Raw genomic sequence first — 17,480 nt, forward strand, 5'->3', positions numbered from 1 at the left:
CAATCGCCAACAGTTTATCTAAAAAAGTGGGGTGGGTCGTCAATTGCAGTCACGACCCTCCCCTCTTAAAAATCATACGGTAATGATGTAGCAAATGTCTGTCCACAGCACTCAGGAAACGATTGAAAACAGGTATTACCCAAAGAAAAAACTCAGTACATAAAGATTGAAATAATATAGAAAATGTTATATATTAATTCCTGTTGGAAAAAACATGAAAAACATAGTTAGTCTCAAATTCTTATTATATATAAATTATTAATTTTGAGTTATAAGGAGAAGAACGAAGAGTAAATGAACCATAAGTATACAGAGAAAAACCTTTGTGAATTGATAAATGCCACGATGCAATCAGTTGGGATGAATGTTCCATTAAAGCAAGATAACTCAGGAGTAAATATGAGTTATAACTTTATCGGAGATTATGTAGGTTTTGATGCCGAACGATTAATAAAAGCAAAAGAGGAAATGCAAAAAACTATCTCACTAGAGTTATATATAAAAACCATAACAATGCACGAGCTAGGTCACGCCATTGATCGTAAAGCTCTATTAGCCACGTTAGACCGAACGATGGAAATTTTCGATGCGAAAAGAAATCATTCATTGTATGAGCTTTATAATAGTGTAGATTTACTTTCAATGATTATAGAAGAACATGAAATGAATATTATTTTTGAAGAAACCGCTTGGGAAAATGCACAAAAACTTAACCAAGAGTTTCAAGTTGTCGATGAGGAATGTTTTGAAGCTATCAAAAAATATAGCCTAGGAACATACAGAGAAATATACCAAGAAGACTTGTATTTATATGAAAAGCTTGTAGCAGAACACGCTATACAAATTGCTTAAAATAAAATGCCAACCGGTCCTATAATCCAGTTGGCATTTTTTCTATTTATAAAAATGTAACCATGCCTCATGTATACCTCCTGCAAAATGCTCAGTAGCCCGGTAAAGATAAGGATGATTCTCCATTTGAATAAGTTCCAGCTGGGCATTCCCTACTATGACAGATGGGTGGCCCAAAGTAAGCATGTCTATATCATTTCCAGAGTCCCCTGCAATAAGAACTTTAACATCATCGTTTGCGTAATTTTGAAGAATATAAGATAAAGCCTCACCTTTTCCACTATTTTCGGGAAGAATATCTACATCCCGATTGGAACTATAAATAAGCTTATGCGGAATATTCTCTTCCACTAGAGCATTTTCAAACTGCTTTACGATTCCATCATTCTGATCGATGGTAAATGAAATTCTCTTTGTACTTGGAAGTGTTTGACGTTTAAGTGCAGGAAAAAAACTGGAAAGCCTGATAATACGTTCAGGATGCCAGTTCATAAGCATTTTTTTTTCCCATGTAGTATCTTCTGTAAGTTTTTCTGAAGAATATATTGCCGCACCAACATCTGTTATAAGAATGTCCGGCTTCGGTAAATTCTCTAAAGCAATTAAAGAAGTAGCAGATGTATAATGTCTACCTGTAATATAGACAAGTTCTACCTCAATCGAAGATTCTTCATAATGTTGCAATAATCTCTGAAGTGCCGATTGATCACCTACAAGTGTTCCATCGAGATCAGTTGCTAACATATATGGTTTTTTTCTCACTAATGACCACCTCGTATAATGAATTCATTTTTTTGGCCAAAGTGGTCCAATTGAATTCTTGATTTGCAAAAATAGCAGCACTTCTACCTAGTTTGTTCGTGAAGTTTCTATTGAATAATACGGTACTCATTGCCTGGGCTAAATTATGTTCATTTCCTTTTTCAATATGCAATCCGGTAACTTTATTTTGTACTACATCTTTTAATCCACCAACTTTAGATGCGATAACAGGACATCCGCAAGCCTGTGCTTCTGCAGCAACCATCCCAAATGATTCATAGAAAGAGGGTACTACTACTGCAGTGGCATTATTAAATATTGTAGCAAGTTGTTTTTGAGATTTCGCACCTACAAATTCAACTCTCTGTTCAAGACCTCTTATAGCAGCACGGAGGTTTCTATCCTTCGGTAATTTGCTATATGAATCCACACATTCTGAATCCCCTCCAGCAATTAGAAGTTTCGTAGTAGGTTCAATGTCATTTTTCTCGACAAGAAGACGGAATGCATTTAGAAGGGTATAGATTCCTTTTGTTTTTTGTAATCTTCCTGCAAATGCAAAATAAGGATTTTTGCGTTCCGTCCTAGCTCTATTTAATGGACGGAAAGCTTGATCGACTCCGATAGGAATTACTTTGATAGGAGATGGGTTATCAACAAAACGATGGATGAGATTTTTTTCATTCTTTGTAGTGGCAACAATCGAGTCTACAGAGCTTAAAATCATTTTCTCTGTGAAGAGTCTTACAGGTTCTGAAATTCCAGTGGCTTCTTCTTTCGCCACAGCCAACGAATGATTCGTATGAACCCATGGTATCATGTAATCAGCTTTTACGTATGAACCTAAAAGTCCTGAAAGCCAGTAATGTGTGTGTACTAAATCGTACGTATTAATATCAATTGTTTCTTTCATTTCCTTGTAAAATGCAGGGAGTAAATCATATAGTTCACTTTTAGGAACGTAGGTTTTCTTGCCTGCTCCTATTCTAATAACCCGACAAGAGTAACCAAAATTTTCAATTTGAGGATCTAATGGGTTACACCAATGTGTAATGACATCCACTCTGTTTCCTTCTTTTTCAAGGGATAAAGCAAGTTGCTTTACATAATTATTTTGACCGCCAGCTTGCTCACTACCTAAGGGAGCGAGGGGATCACCATGATCTGAAATAAATAATATATTTTTTTGCAAATTTGTCCTCCCCTTTCTAGTTATTAAACTATTAATCTACTTCCCTGAAATTAGAATAATTAAACATTCGTTAGTTTATTCATTATAAAAATACCCTCCTTTTTATCAAATAAATAGGAGGGTGTGACTTAACGACACGTTATGAATAATAATAAATCTTCCTAAGGGGTTTCATTGTCCAATTAAAAGTAAAGATAGTAGATATCTATAAGGAATTGTTTAGTAAAGTAAGGACTACCACAAGGACTCCAGTGGAAACTGCTAGAGCAGAAGACCCCGCAGGAACGCGAGTGAGGACACTGAAAAAATAAGGTTTTAAATTACTTAATTGTTTTTTGAACAGAAAGTGCCTTCTCTATATAGAAGCATACAATAGTTGATATTCGTTTCAGGCGGCGACTCCAGCCAGAATAGCATGAGCTGAAGACCCTAGACTGAGCGTAGCGAAATTAATTTTTGCGACGAGCTTGCGCAGGAGCGAGGGAAGCGGCTGAAGCCATGCCGGCGGAAAGCGTCCGCCAGGAACGGAAATCAACGGTACACATACTCGCTAAGAGATACCTTGAAGAGTTTTTCAGTGCCCTCACGCGAGTAGACGAGGAGGCTGAAGCCAAGCCTACGGAAAGCGAAGTGGTGGTCCTTGCCGAATTTAATATACAACTCTAGGCACCCCAAATTGAGTTTGCCACAGACCCTCCTTATATCAAATAAAAAGGAGGGTATTTACAATTGGATACAATTATGAATAGGAAAAAGTACAAAAGTGAGATAGTATATACATATTAGCGATTGTAAAGGTAGGCGAGTTAGTTGAAAAAAAAACATTATAGCCTAAAAAACAATGAGAATATTATATTTTTTCCGGGAATGATTGATAAACTAATTGAAGACGGTTTAGCATTTGCTGAAGAAAATAATTATATAAAAGCAACAGAATGTTTTGATGAAGCAAAGAAGTATGTTGAATTAGATGACATGATTATAAGTATATATATTCTCGCTCTATTAGAAACGAAAAGGCAACAGGAAGCGAAGGAAATATGTGAGGATTTAATGAAGAAAAGGTCGCCAATGTTTGAACAAATCGTTGAATTATATTTGACAATATTACTTGATTTGAAGGAATATGGTGAAGTAGATAAAGTATTAAACAAATTGCTTGTCGATAGAAGATTTCCAAATGATCGAAAGCAAAATTTTCTTCAACTGAAAGAACTAAGTGGAAAACTCGCCAAAGAACAAGAAAGTCTACTAGACACGGATCATTCATCCAAACCCGACAATGAAAAGTTTATTATGAATAAATTTACAAAGCTAAGCATTGAAGAGCAGGAACAATTGTTACAAGAATCTTTTTTTCGAGACGTTACAGATATCGTTCCAAACATTAGGGATATAGCAGAAAATAGAAATATATATCCAGCCATTCGATCCCTTGCGCTTTTAGTACTTGGAGCTCTTGGTGAAACAGACGAAGTAACGATTGAAAAATATGGGTATAAAGAAAAGGTTAACCCTGTTAATCCACCTACTCCAAATGCAGTCGACCGTATAGAATCTATTAATCAACATATACATGAATTTTTAGAAAAAGATCCTTCTAAATTTGAAATGACGATCGGATTAGTTCATAGTCATGCGTATGCACTGTTCCCGTTTGATTGGTTTGGATATAGTGATCAAATAGTTGCAAAAGGGTATGTGGATTTTGTCGAATCATTATTCGGAGATGAGTCTGGACAAGCAGATGAATTAAATGAACTGATCAAATTGTTAGAAAAATCAACAGTAATAGTTGAAGAGGAATAATGTTGAAAGTATATGCATCTATGCTATAATATACAAGTTGTCAATATAATTAGTGAAAAACTGTTCTGTATGTATGAGTGTATTATACAGATGCTAAATTATTGTAAATTATTTTTTGGAGGTAGAATATATGTCAATGGATTTGTCTGTAAAATGGGAAAAACAAGAAGGCAATAATGGTTTATTAACAGTAGAAGTTACTGCAGAAGAAGTAGCAAAAGGGTTAGATCAAGCGTTTAAAAAAGTAGTTAAACAGATTAACGTACCAGGTTTCCGTAAAGGGAAAATGCCACGTCAAATGTTCGAAAAAATGTATGGTGTAGAATCATTATTCCAAGATGCATTAGATATCATTCTTCCACATGCTTATGGGCATGCTGTTGAAGATGCTGGAATTAACCCAGTGGATCAACCAGAAATCGATATCGTTACAATGGAAAAAGGTCAGCCTTTAGTTTTCACTGCTAAAGTTGTTGTAAAACCAGAAGTAACTCTAGGAGACTATAAAGGTCTGGAAGTAACAAAATTAGAAGAAACTGTAACTGACGAAGAAATCGATGAGCAACTACAAAGCCAACAAGCTCGTTTAGCTGAACTTGTTGTAAAAGAAGATGCAATCGTTGAAGGCGATACTGCTGTAATCGACTTCGAAGGATTCGTTGATGAAGTTGCATTTGAAGGTGGAGCTGGAACAGATTATCCATTAGAAATCGGTTCTAACTCATTCATTCCTGGTTTCGAAGAGCAATTAGTTGGTTCAAAAACTGGAGATGCGAAAGATGTTGAAGTAACATTCCCGGAAGAGTACCATGCTGCTGAATTAGCTGGTAAAGCTGCTACTTTTAAAGTAACTGTTAAAGAAGTTAAAGGTAAAGAACTACCTGAACTTAATGATGACTTTGCTAAAGAAGTAGATGCTGAAGTAGATGGTATCGACGCTCTACGTGCTAAACTTAAAGAAGTAACTGCTGAAGAGAAAAAACAATTAGCTGCTCAAACACTTCGTGATACATTAGTGGAAGCTGCTGCAGAAAATGCAACAATTGATATTCCTGAAGCAATGATTCAAACTGAAACAGATCGCATGCTACAAGAATTTGGTCAACGTTTACAACAACAAGGTATGAACTTAGACCTTTACTATCAATTCTCTGGTCAAGACGAAGATGCACTTCGTGGTCAAATGGCAGAGGATGCTAAAAAACGCGTTCAAGTTTCGCTAACATTAGAAGCTATTGCAGAAAAAGAAAATCTTCAAGTAACAGAAGAAGATATTAATACAGAGCTTGAAAAAATGGGAGCTCAATTCAATATGTCTGCTGAAGATATTAAAAATGCACTTGGTGGTACTTCTGTTCTTGAAAATGACGTTCGTTTCCAAAAAACAGTTGAATTCTTAGTAGAAAACGCTAAAATTTCATAATTTCACATAAACGCGTTATAATAAATAGAACAAGGTACAGCAAAAAATGTCTGTGCCTTGTTTTATCCATACATAGATTTTCGGATAATTAAAAACATACTTAAACTTATTATTTGATTCCTTGTAAAGAATCTTGTAAGATAATTGCTTGAATAGGGGTGAATATTTTGTTCAAATTTAATGATGAAAAAGGGAACTTAAAATGTTCTTTTTGTGGTAAACCACAAGAACAAGTTCGAAAACTAGTTGCAGGACCTGGCGTATATATTTGTGATGAATGTATCGACTTATGTTCTGAAATTGTAGAAGAAGAGCTTGGAGTAGAAGAAGAAGTAGAATTTAAAGAAGTTCCTAAACCAAAAGAAATTTTAGCGATACTAGATGAGTATGTAATAGGCCAAGAACGAGCAAAAAAATCACTTGCGGTAGCTGTCTATAACCATTACAAACGAATCAATTCAAATAGCGTGATTGACGAAGTAGAATTATCTAAGTCAAACATAGTCTTAATAGGACCAACAGGTAGTGGTAAAACATTACTTGCTCAGACTCTTGCACGAATTCTAAACGTACCATTTGCAATTGCAGATGCTACATCATTAACAGAAGCAGGTTATGTGGGAGAAGATGTAGAAAATATTCTTCTTAAGCTTATTCAGTCTGCGGACTATGATATTGAACGAGCGGAAAAGGGTATTATTTATATTGACGAAATAGATAAAGTAGCACGTAAATCTGAAAATCCTTCTATTACTCGTGATGTTTCTGGTGAAGGTGTACAACAAGCCCTTCTAAAAATATTAGAAGGAACTGTAGCAAGTGTTCCCCCACAAGGAGGACGTAAGCATCCGCATCAAGAATTCATTCAAATCGATACAACGAATATTTTGTTTATCGTTGGTGGGGCATTTGATGGAATCGAGCAAATTATTAAACGCCGTTTAGGTGAAAAAGTAATTGGTTTTGGTGCTGATCCAAACAAAGTAGAACTAGACCAAGGTACTCCATTATCACAATTAATTCCAGAAGATTTATTGAAATTCGGTTTGATACCAGAGTTTATTGGTCGTTTACCTGTATTAGCTAGCTTAGAACAATTAGACGTGAATGCTCTAGTACAAATTTTAACTGAACCTAAAAATGCACTTGCAAAACAATACCAAAAAATGATTGAACTAGATAATGTGAAATTAACTTTTGAAGATGATGCATTAGAAGAAATAGCGAAACAAGCTATTGAACGTAAAACAGGTGCACGTGGACTTCGTTCTATAATTGAAAATATCATGCTTGATGTGATGTTCGAACTTCCGTCAAGAGAAGATATTGTAGAATGTGTAATTACCAAAGAAACAATTACTGAAAAAGTATCTCCTAAGCTTTTATTAGCAGATGGTTCTGAAGTAGAAAAAGACAACGAAAAAACATCGGCTTAATTATGCCATTGAATAAGCTGGCTTCCAATATGCGCTGCTAAGTGCAATCAAGGATGTCGGCTTTTTCTCCTTATATAGGAAAAAATGAATGATTTATACTTACTTGTACATATAGAAAAGTTATGCTGTTTAATTAGCAGAAAAACGGACAGAATTAGAAGGAGGTGACTTCCCAATATGGCGAAAATAAATGATAGATATTATCCTGTACTACCACTTAGAGGTCTTTTAGTATACCCGACAATGGTGTTGCATGTGGATGTTGGACGAGAGAGATCAGTTGCCGCTTTAAATGAAGCGATGCTACGCGAAGAAAAAGTATTTCTTGTAGCACAAAGAGATATGAATATAGAACAACCTACTCCAGAAGATTTATATGATGTCGGAATTTTAGCATTTGTCAAGCAAATGGTGAAGCTGCCAAATGGAACGTATCGTGTGTTAGTCGAAGGACTGCAAAGGGCTATTTGGGATGATTACAAAGAAAGTGATATGTATGATGAAGTTTCAGTGACTGCCTTTATCGAGCCGACGGAAGCAGATCATGAGCATGAAGCGCTTATGCGAACTTTAATACATAACTTTGAAAAGTATTCAAAAGCATCGAAAAGCATATCAGAAGAAACTTATAAATCGGTTATGGATATCCAAGAGCCAGGTAGACTAGCTGATATGATCGCTTCTCATTTACCATTAAAAGTTTCAGGTAAACAAGAAATATTAGAAATAATGGATGTAAAAGAACGTTTAGAAATATTAATTAATCGTTTATATAATGAACAAGAAATATTAAATTTAGAGAAGAAAATAAATACACGAGTAAAGCATGCGATGGAAAGAACACAAAAGGAATTTTATCTTCGTGAGCAAATGAAGGCGATTCAAACAGAGCTAGGAGATAAAGAGGGTAAAACTGGTGAAGTTGCTGACCTGAAAAAAAGAATTGAAGAAGCAGGTTTGCCGGAAACTACTAAAAAGAATGTGTTAAAAGAATTAGATCGTTATGAGAAACTGCCTACACAAGCGCCTGAGAGTGGAGTCATACGAAATTATATTGAATGGATGGTATCGATTCCTTGGTCCAAATCAACGGCAGATCAACTAGATATTAAACGTTCTGAGAAAATTCTAAATCGAGATCATGATGGACTAGAATCGGTAAAGGAAAGAGTGTTAGAATATCTAGCTGTTCGTCAGTTAACTAAATCTCTACGTGGTCCAATCCTATGTTTGGCTGGTCCTCCAGGAGTAGGTAAAACATCCTTGGCTAAATCTATTGCGGAATCATTAGGACGCAATTTTGTTCGTATTTCATTGGGAGGAGTTCGCGACGAATCCGAAATTCGCGGACATCGTAGAACTTACGTTGGCTCCATGCCGGGTCGCATTATTCAAGCGATGAAGAAAGCAGGAACAATTAACCCACTAATTTTATTGGATGAAATTGACAAAATGTCGAATGATTTTAGAGGAGATCCATCCGCAGCAATGCTAGAAGTACTAGATCCTGAGCAAAATAATTCATTTAGCGATCATTATATTGAAGAGACGTATGATTTATCTAATGTTTTATTTATAGCGACTGCAAACGACTTAAGCACTATTCCTGGCCCATTGCGCGATAGAATGGAAATTATATCAATAGCAGGTTATACAGAAATAGAAAAACTATCTATTGCCAAAAATCATTTATTACCGAAACAAGCAAAAGAGCATGGTCTTACGAAAGCCCAGCTACAAGTGAAAGATGAGGCAATAGTAGACGTAATTCGTCATTACACTCGTGAGGCTGGGGTTAGAAGTCTAGAGCGTGTACTAGCAAATATATGTAGAAAAGCTGCTTTACAAATTGTATCTGGTACAAAGAAACGTGTGACGATATCGTCGAAAACCTTGGAAGATACAATTGGAAAGAAAAAATTCCGTTACGGACAAGCTGAAACCGAAAACCAAATAGGTGTTGCAACTGGCCTAGCTTATACTACAGTTGGGGGAGACACCTTACAAATCGAGGTGTCCTTATCTCCTGGTAATGGTAAGTTACAGTTAACAGGGAAGCTTGGAGATGTTATGAAGGAATCGGCACAAACAGCCTTATCTTTTGTTCGTTCAAAAGCTGAATCAATCGGTATAGATCCAAATTTCCATGAGAAACATGATATTCATATTCACGTTCCAGAGGGAGCAGTTCCAAAAGATGGACCATCAGCAGGTATTACAATCGTTACTGCTTTAGTTTCTGCTTTATCCAAACGTCCAATACGACGAGAAGTCGGGATGACTGGGGAAGTGACACTAAGAGGACGAGTATTACCTATCGGTGGATTAAAAGAAAAAACATTAAGTGCACATCGCGCAGGATTAACTACAATCATTTGTCCAAAAGACAATGAGCGTGATATTGAAGATATACCAGAGAGTGTTCGAGAGGTCTTAACTTTTAAGCTTGTTTCCGATGCTGAAGAGGTACTTCAAATAGCATTAGAGGAGTGAAAGCATGAAAGTCAATAACGTAGAACTACTAATAAGTGCTGTAAGACCAGCTCAATACCCAGAAGGAGATTTACCTGAATTTGCATTAGCTGGAAGATCCAATGTCGGTAAATCTTCTTTTATCAATAAAATGATTGGTCGAAAAAGCATGGCTCGAATTTCTTCCAAACCTGGGAAGACTCAAACGTTAAATTTTTATAAATTAGAAGAAGATTTATTATTTGTCGATGTTCCAGGGTATGGGTATGCAAAGGTCTCTAAAACAGAAAGAGCTGCATGGGGGAAAATGATTGAAACATATTTCACGTCTCGATCAGTTTTAAAAGCAGTAGTTTTAATTGTCGATTTGAGACATCCTCCAACTGCAGACGATTGCATGATGTACGATTTCTTAAAGCATTATAATATACCATGTATAGTTGTTGCTACGAAGGCTGATAAAATTCCAAAAGGTAAGTGGGATAAGCATAAGAAAATAGTCAAGGATGAATTGCAAATGGAAAAAAGTGATCCTCTTGTAGTCTTTTCATCTGAAACTGGTCTTGGCTTCGATGCAGCTTGGGCAGAAATTGAAAGTAGAATGTAATTCATAAAAAATAAGATTAAAACTGATTGTTTAGGGAATAACTTCTTCTAAGCAATCAGTTTTTCTTTGAGGCATTAGATAGCGAATTAGTTAGAAAAATGCGTCTATTAGAACATCGGTCAGTTTCCTTGTAATCGTACTTATTGTTTGTTAATATTAGTTTATAATAATTCTAATTAAGATGAAGGTTATTTCATAGCTTGTTCACAAATGCTTACAATCATGCAAGAAAAGCTATGGTATAATTGGATTATGAAATGAACGTGAAAGGGTGACATGATTCCATGCATACAATCGTGGTAGGTGTCAATTACCGTACTGCTCCTGTGGAAATTCGTGAAAAGCTATCGTTTGTAGAAGCAGAACTTCCGAATGCCATGCAAGCATTACAGGAACAAAAAAGCATATTAGAGAATGTCATTGTTTCTACTTGTAATCGCACAGAAATCTATGCGACTGTAGATCAATTACATACAGGGAAATACTATGTAAAACAGTTTTTAGCTAACTGGTTTGATATTCCATTAGAAAATCTCTCCCGCTATTTATTTATTCACGAAGATGACCAGGCGAACAGCCATTTGTTCCAAGTGACTGCTGGTGTAGATTCGATGGTACTTGGTGAGACCCAAATATTAGGTCAGGTGAAGAAGAGCTTTCTAAATGGACAAGAAAACGGTACTACGGGAACAGTTTTCAATCAGTTGTTTAAGCAAGCTGTTACTTTTGCTAAACGTGCCCATTCAGAAACAGCTATAGGTGAGAATGCAGTTTCTGTCTCTTATGCTGCAGTTGAGTTAGGAAAGAAAATTTTTGGTTCTTTAAACCATAAACATGTTGTAATTGTCGGTGCGGGAAAAATGGGTGAACTTGCTATTAAAAACCTGTATGGTAGTGGTGCAGGAAAAGTGACCGTCTTTAACCGTACGTTTGAGAAAGCGGAAGTATTGGCATCTAAATTTGATGGTACTGCGAAACCAATGGATGAGTTACAATGTGCGTTATTAGAAGCAGATATTTTAATTAGTTCAACTGGTTCCACTGAATATGTAATTGACTATGAGTTAATGCAGTTTGTCGAACGTCTTCGAAAAGGAAAACCATTATTTATGGTAGACATTGCTGTACCAAGGGATTTAGATCCGAAAATTGGTGATTTAGCGAATGTTTTCCTATATGATATAGATGATTTACAAGGTATTGTAGAAGCAAATTTAGCAGAACGCGAACGAGCTGCTGATCAAATTAAAGCAATGATTCATACTGAAATTGAGCAGTTCAATGAGTGGGTTACAACATTAGGAGTTGTGCCGATTATTTCTGCGCTTAGACAAAAAGCTAATCGAATTCAAGAGGAAACAATGGTTTCTATTGAAAATAAAATGCCGAATCTGTCGGATCGTGAACGCAAAATTTTAAATAAACACACAAAATCAATTATTAATCAATTATTAAAAGATCCAATTTTGCAAGTAAAAGAATTATCTACTGCAAAAGATTCAGCAGAACAACTTCAATTATTCCAACAGATTTTTGGTATTGAGGAAGAAGTAAAAAATGAATTCACTGCTCAGGTAGAAAAATCAAAAATAAATTTAAAACAAACTAAAGTGGCATCCCAAAACTTAAAGGAAGAAATGTCATTTTGATGGAGTAAGTAAAAAGGAGGCGTTTTTGTATCTGTATGTGTCATAATAGATATGGAGACGTCTTTTTTTAATGTACTTGCTTGTTTTATCAAACTTAGGCGCTTACGCTTTTAATTTATAAAGGAGCTTATTATGACTGATCTTGGAATGACAAGGCTACACGAGATAATGGTCATTCTACAATCCGTTAGCCTTGTTTTTTATTTTATCGATTATTTGAATAAAGATCGTCGGGCACATCGTATAGCAGTATGGCTACTTTCCATCGTGTCATTTCTGCAAACGGTGTTTTTAGTTATGTATATCATAGAAACCAAAAGATTCCCGATTCTTTCGCTATTTGAAGGGATATATTTTTATGCCTGGCTAATTATTACTCTATCGATTGTATTACAGGTGGTATTCAAACTAGATTTGCCGGCATTCTTTTTAAATATTATTGGATTCATTTTTATGACGATACATACTTTCGCACCAAATCAAATGGATCAATCAGCTGTTGGAGAAGCTCTACTCTCTGAATTATTATTTATTCATATTACATTTGCAATGCTAGCTTATGCAGCATTTTCCTTATCGTTTGTATTTTCGTCCTTATATTTAATATTATATCGTGTGCTTAAAAAGAAAAAATGGACGAAGCAGTTTTCTCGATTGCCATCATTAAAGCAAGCGGAAACTGGAATGACTTTGTCTATTATGACAGGTATTCCTTTATTGTTTGTAAGTTTAGTTCTTGGGTTAGAATGGGCATATGTATCATTAGATATATTTACCGTTTTTGATTTTAAAATTGTTAGTTCTGTTATTTTATTGTTAATCTATATAGTTGTGCTTCTATTAAGAAATAAAGCGAAATTTAAAGGAACAAACTATGCATGGATCCATATATATGCATTTCTATTTGTTTTGATAAATTTTTTATTAGGTAGTCAATTATCACAATTCCATTTCTGGTATTAAAGAAAGGTAGCGAAGCAATGCGTAAAATTATAGTAGGTTCGAGAAGAAGTAAATTAGCATTAACCCAAACGAATTGGTTTATTCAGCAAATGAAAGATATGGGAGCACCCTTTGAGTTCGAAGTGAAAGAAATCGTGACAAAGGGTGATCAAATATTAGATGTAACCTTATCAAAAGTTGGTGGAAAAGGTTTATTTGTTAAAGAAATTGAACAAGCATTATATGATAAAGAGATTGATTTTGCAGTGCACAGTATGAAAGATATGCCTTCTGTTTTACCACCAGGCCTAGTGATGGGATGTACACCTAAGCGAGTGGATGAACGAGATGCATTTATTTCTACAGGACATGTAAAATTTGCCGATCTTCCAAAAGGTGCAATTGTAGGGACAAGTAGTTTAAGAAGAAGTGCTCAATTATTACTGTTGCGTCCTGATATCGAAATTAAGTGGATACGCGGAAATGTAGATACGAGACTCCAAAAGCTTAAAGACGGTGAATATGATGCAATTATTTTAGCGGCTGCAGGATTAAAGCGTCTTGGGTGGAGTGACGAAGTAGTAACGGAATACATATCCACAGAGGACTGTGTTCCAGCAGTTGGCCAAGGAGCACTAGCAATTGAATGTCGAGAAGATGATGCTGAATTACTAGCTGAGCTTAGAAAATTATCTGATGAAGATACATGGAATGCAGTTCATGCAGAGCGTGCATTTTTAGCTGCGATGGATGGTGGCTGTCAAGTACCGATTGCCGGACATGCAGTAATCAATGGCAATGAAATTACAATGACAGGTTTAGTTGCTGCACCGGATGGTTCGGTTGTTTATAAAGAAGTAGTAAAAAGTAAAGATCCAGAAGAAGCAGGTAAAGAAGTAGCGCGTTTAGTTACAGAGCAAGGAGCATATGATCTTATACAAAAAGTAAAGACCGATTTAAATGTCTAAGGAGATGCCTTTACTAGGAGAGAATGTCATATTTACTGGGATTTTGAGATCATCAGAAGCTATTGATCTTACCTTGATGTATGGAGGAAACCCAGTTATTGCCCCACTTATTGCAACCCAGGAGATAGTTTTTGAAGATGACGAATATAAGCTACAAAATTGCAAAGATTATGACTGGTTTATATTCACAAGTCAAAGTAGTGTGCATGCTTTTCATTCGAAAATGAAAAAATTCGGGTTAAATCCTTCTGAGATAAAAGCAAAAATTGCAGTAGTCGGTTCGAAAACTGCATGCGCGATTGAGTCAATCGGATTACGGGTAGATTTTACCCCTACTATATATAGTGCAGATGTTTTTGTGAAAGAATTTCCTGCATTTTCTTCATCTACTGAAACCTGTTTGTTTTTTAAAGGCAGTCTTGCGAAAGACACCATTACAAAAGGTTTAAGGAATAATGTAGATGAGTGGGTTATCTACGAGACTATAAAAGTGGAAGAGAATAAGGAGCATATTCACTATTTAATTGAAAATGAACCGAGCTGCTCCATTATCTTTACAAGTCCATCTACAGTAAAAGTATTTCATGAAACCATTGGGGTTCAAACGGGGTACAAAAAACTTACAGTTTGCGCAATTGGTCATATTACAAAAGAATATTTAGAATCTTTAGGAGCAATAGTTCAAGTAATGCCAGAAACCTATACATTAACAGATGTGATCCATGCATTATTGGAGTGGAAAGGGAGAGAGTTATGACAGAATTTCAACGTCATCGTCGTTTAAGAAAAACAGCAGGAATACGAGCAATGGTGAAAGAAACTTATTTACATAAAGAGGATTTAATTTATCCAATTTTTGTTGCTGAGGGAGAAAATATTAGAAATGAAGTAAAATCAATGCCAGGTGTATTTCAATTTTCAATAGACCGTTTAGCAGAAGAAGTGGATGAAGTAGTAGAACTAGGAATTCCTTCGGTTATTTTGTTTGGTCTTCCTCTTGAAAAAGATGAAATAGGTTCACAAGCGTTCCATGACCACGGAATTGTGCAAGAAGGAATTCGTTTTATCAAAAATCGTCACCCAGAACTTGTTGTCATTGCAGATACATGTTTATGTGAGTATACCGATCATGGACATTGTGGTGTAGTAGATGCAAATGAGCAAATTCTTAATGATCCATCCCTTGATTTATTAGCAAAAACAGCGATTAGTCAAGCAAAAGCAGGCGCAGATATTATTGCACCGTCTAATATGATGGACGGGTTCGTTACTGCTATTCGTCAAGGTTTAGACGAGGCAGGCTTTGCTGATGTGCCAATCATGTCTTATGCAGTTAAATATGCTTCAGCATATTATGGTCCATTCCGAGAAGCGGCAGATGGTGCCCCTAAATTTGGTGATCGTAAAACATACCAAATGGATTATTCCAATCGTATGGAAGCAATTCGTGAAGCAACATCTGACATTGAAGAAGGAGCAGATATGCTAATTGTAAAACCAGCACTTTCCTACTTAGATATTATTCGTGACGTGAGAAATAACTTTGATGTTCCAATTGTCGCATATAACGTAAGTGGAGAATATGCAATGGTAAAAGCAGCTGCAATTAATGGCTGGATCAATGAAAAAGAAACTGTACTAGAAACTTTAACAGGGATGAAACGTGCAGGTGCAGATATTATTTTAACGTATCATGCAAAAGATGTTGCGCGTTGGTTGGAGGAGAAGTAATGAAAAAAACTTATGACTTATCTAAACAAGCATTCACAGAAGCAAAAGAATTAATGCCAGGGGGAGTAAATAGCCCAGTTCGTGCATTTAAATCTGTAGATATGGATCCTATTTTCATGGAAAGTGGAAAAGGAGCTATTTTAAAAGATATCGATGGAAACGAATATATCGATTATGTTTTATCATGGGGACCTCTAATTTTAGGACATGCAGAACCAAACGTTGTTAAAGCAATTCAACAAGTTGCTGAATCAGGCACTAGTTTTGGTGCTTCTACGTTAATTGAAAACCAACTTGCAAAACTCGTAATGGAACGTGTTCCATCTATCGAAATGGTGCGTATGGTCTCATCAGGTACTGAAGCGACAATGAGTGCACTTCGTTTAGCGAGAGGGTACACAGGAAGAAATAAAATATTAAAATTTGAAGGTAGTTACCATGGGCATGGTGATAGCTTACTAATTAAAGCGGGTTCTGGAGTTGCTACACTTGGTTTACCTGACAGTCCTGGTGTACCCGAGTCAATCGCAAAAAACACGATTGCTGTACCTTATAATGACTTAGAAAGCGTACGTCATGTGTTCGAAAACTTCGGAGACGACTTAGCTGCTGTTATCGTAGAACCAGTTGCAGGAAATATGGGTGTTGTACCACCAGTCGAAGGATTCTTAGAAGGTCTTCGCGAATTAACAGAAAAACATGGTACGGTATTGATTTTTGACGAAGTAATGACCGGTTTCCGTGTAGGTTATAATTGTGCGCAAGGTTACTTTGGAATTACACCTGATTTAACATGCTTAGGAAAAGTAATTGGTGGGGGTCTTCCAGTAGGAGCTTTTGGCGGGAAACGTGAAATAATGGAACTAATTGCCCCTAGCGGCCCTGTTTATCAGGCTGGGACTCTTTCTGGTAACCCACTTGCTATGACAGCAGGATATGAGACATTATCTCGTTTAGATGAGAAGTCTTATGAGTATTTTATTAAACTTGGTGATTTACTCGAAAAAGGTTTCCGTGAAGCTGCAACAAAATATAATATCCCACATACGGTGAATCGTGCAGGATCAATGATAGGATTTTTCTTAACGAATGAGGATGTTATTAATTTTGATACGGCTAAAACTTCCGATTTAGAGTTGTTTGCTAAATACTTCCGACTAATGGCTGAAGAGGGCATTTATTTACCACCTTCCCAATTTGAAGGATTGTTCTTATCTAGCGCTCATACGGAAGAACATATAGAAAAAACAATTGCAGCATTCCATACTGTGTTTGAAAAATTATCTACAAAATAAATAAAGATGAGCCTCGCAATTATTTGCGAGGCTTTTAATATTTGATTAATAATATCATTGATTACACTCCAGGAGGACGCTTTTTGTCTGGCCTCGTTGATTTCCGTTCCAGGCGGACGCTTTCCGCCGGCATGGCTTCAGCCGCTTCCCTCGCTATGCTCAGTCTAGGGTCTTCAGCTCATACTATTCCGGCTGGAGTCGCCGCCTGAAACGAAAATCAACTATTGTATGCTTACAATTAAACCTTTCTTCTATTAAAAAAAACGTTTTTCGGAAAAATAAATTAAGGAAAATGCAGTTAGGTGCTCCCAATGACCTCAATCCAAGAAACCCTCAATTTAA

The 17,480-nt window shown here is 36.1% G+C and carries 14 protein-coding genes; 12 read left to right on the forward strand and 2 right to left on the reverse strand.

Annotated features, from left to right (window positions below):
* Nucleotides 1–294: 294 nt before the first annotated feature.
* On the forward strand, nt 295–852 hold the full coding sequence (locus WAX74_RS06975; RefSeq protein WP_336496934.1) for an integrase: 558 nt from the start codon (nt 295–297) through the stop codon (nt 850–852).
* A gap of 42 nt (nt 853–894) precedes the next feature.
* On the opposite strand, the gene WAX74_RS06980 is transcribed toward WAX74_RS06975, so the two are convergent.
* Both WAX74_RS06980 and WAX74_RS06985 read right to left on the reverse strand, forming a co-directional pair.
* Entirely contained in the window at nt 895–1,614 is a 720-nt protein-coding gene (locus WAX74_RS06980) for an HAD-IIB family hydrolase (RefSeq protein WP_336496935.1), read from the reverse strand.
* Complete coding sequence (locus WAX74_RS06985; RefSeq protein WP_336496936.1) at nt 1,583–2,806, reverse strand: glycosyltransferase; 1,224 nt, start codon at nt 2,804–2,806, stop codon at nt 1,583–1,585. Before WAX74_RS06985 ends, WAX74_RS06980 begins: the two co-directional genes overlap by 32 nt.
* 867 nt (nt 2,807–3,673) lie before the next feature.
* Here WAX74_RS06985 and WAX74_RS06990 point away from each other — a divergent pair.
* The 11 genes from WAX74_RS06990 to hemL all read left to right on the forward strand — a co-directional run bounded on the left by WAX74_RS06990 (nt 3,674) and on the right by hemL (nt 17,138).
* Nucleotides 3,674–4,615, forward strand: a complete 942-nt coding sequence (locus WAX74_RS06990; RefSeq protein WP_336496937.1) for a hypothetical protein — start codon at nt 3,674–3,676, stop codon at nt 4,613–4,615.
* A gap of 142 nt (nt 4,616–4,757) precedes the next feature.
* Entirely contained in the window at nt 4,758–6,038 is a 1,281-nt protein-coding gene (gene tig / locus WAX74_RS06995) for a trigger factor (RefSeq protein WP_336497079.1), read from the forward strand.
* Nucleotides 6,039–6,205: 167 nt separating this feature from the next.
* Nucleotides 6,206–7,474 carry an ATP-dependent protease ATP-binding subunit ClpX gene (gene clpX / locus WAX74_RS07000; protein WP_336496938.1) on the forward strand — a complete coding sequence of 423 codons (1,269 nt, stop codon included), beginning with the start codon at nt 6,206–6,208 and terminating at the stop codon, nt 7,472–7,474.
* A gap of 177 nt (nt 7,475–7,651) precedes the next feature.
* Nucleotides 7,652–9,967, forward strand: coding sequence for an endopeptidase La (gene lon / locus WAX74_RS07005; protein ID WP_336496939.1), 2,316 nt, complete (start codon nt 7,652–7,654; stop codon nt 9,965–9,967).
* Nucleotides 9,968–9,971: 4 nt separating this feature from the next.
* Nucleotides 9,972–10,553 (forward strand): ribosome biogenesis GTP-binding protein YihA/YsxC, encoded by a 582-nt coding sequence (yihA, locus tag WAX74_RS07010; RefSeq protein ID WP_053588735.1) that lies wholly within the window; start codon nt 9,972–9,974, stop codon nt 10,551–10,553.
* A 284-nt stretch (nt 10,554–10,837) separates the two neighbouring features.
* Entirely contained in the window at nt 10,838–12,202 is a 1,365-nt protein-coding gene (hemA, locus tag WAX74_RS07015; RefSeq protein ID WP_336496940.1) for a glutamyl-tRNA reductase, read from the forward strand.
* A gap of 132 nt (nt 12,203–12,334) precedes the next feature.
* Nucleotides 12,335–13,165: a cytochrome c biogenesis protein CcsA gene (ccsA, locus tag WAX74_RS07020; RefSeq protein ID WP_336496941.1), complete on the forward strand. Its 831-nt coding sequence runs from the start codon at nt 12,335–12,337 to the stop codon at nt 13,163–13,165.
* Between the two features lie 17 nt (nt 13,166–13,182).
* Nucleotides 13,183–14,112, forward strand: coding sequence for a hydroxymethylbilane synthase (hemC, locus tag WAX74_RS07025; protein ID WP_336496942.1), 930 nt, complete (start codon nt 13,183–13,185; stop codon nt 14,110–14,112).
* The gene (locus tag WAX74_RS07030) at nt 14,105–14,869 is read left to right on the forward strand and encodes a uroporphyrinogen-III synthase (protein WP_336496943.1); all 765 of its coding nucleotides are present in this window, start codon (nt 14,105–14,107) and stop codon (nt 14,867–14,869) included. Before hemC ends, WAX74_RS07030 begins: the two co-directional genes overlap by 8 nt.
* Nucleotides 14,866–15,843 (forward strand): porphobilinogen synthase, encoded by a 978-nt coding sequence (hemB, locus tag WAX74_RS07035; protein ID WP_336496944.1) that lies wholly within the window; start codon nt 14,866–14,868, stop codon nt 15,841–15,843. Before WAX74_RS07030 ends, hemB begins: the two co-directional genes overlap by 4 nt.
* Nucleotides 15,843–17,138 (forward strand): glutamate-1-semialdehyde 2,1-aminomutase, encoded by a 1,296-nt coding sequence (gene hemL / locus WAX74_RS07040; RefSeq protein WP_336496945.1) that lies wholly within the window; start codon nt 15,843–15,845, stop codon nt 17,136–17,138. Before hemB ends, hemL begins: the two co-directional genes overlap by 1 nt.
* Nucleotides 17,139–17,480 lie beyond the last annotated feature (342 nt).

The organism is Psychrobacillus mangrovi, from assembly GCF_037104765.1.
GTDB classification, from domain to species: domain Bacteria; phylum Bacillota; class Bacilli; order Bacillales_A; family Planococcaceae; genus Psychrobacillus; species Psychrobacillus mangrovi.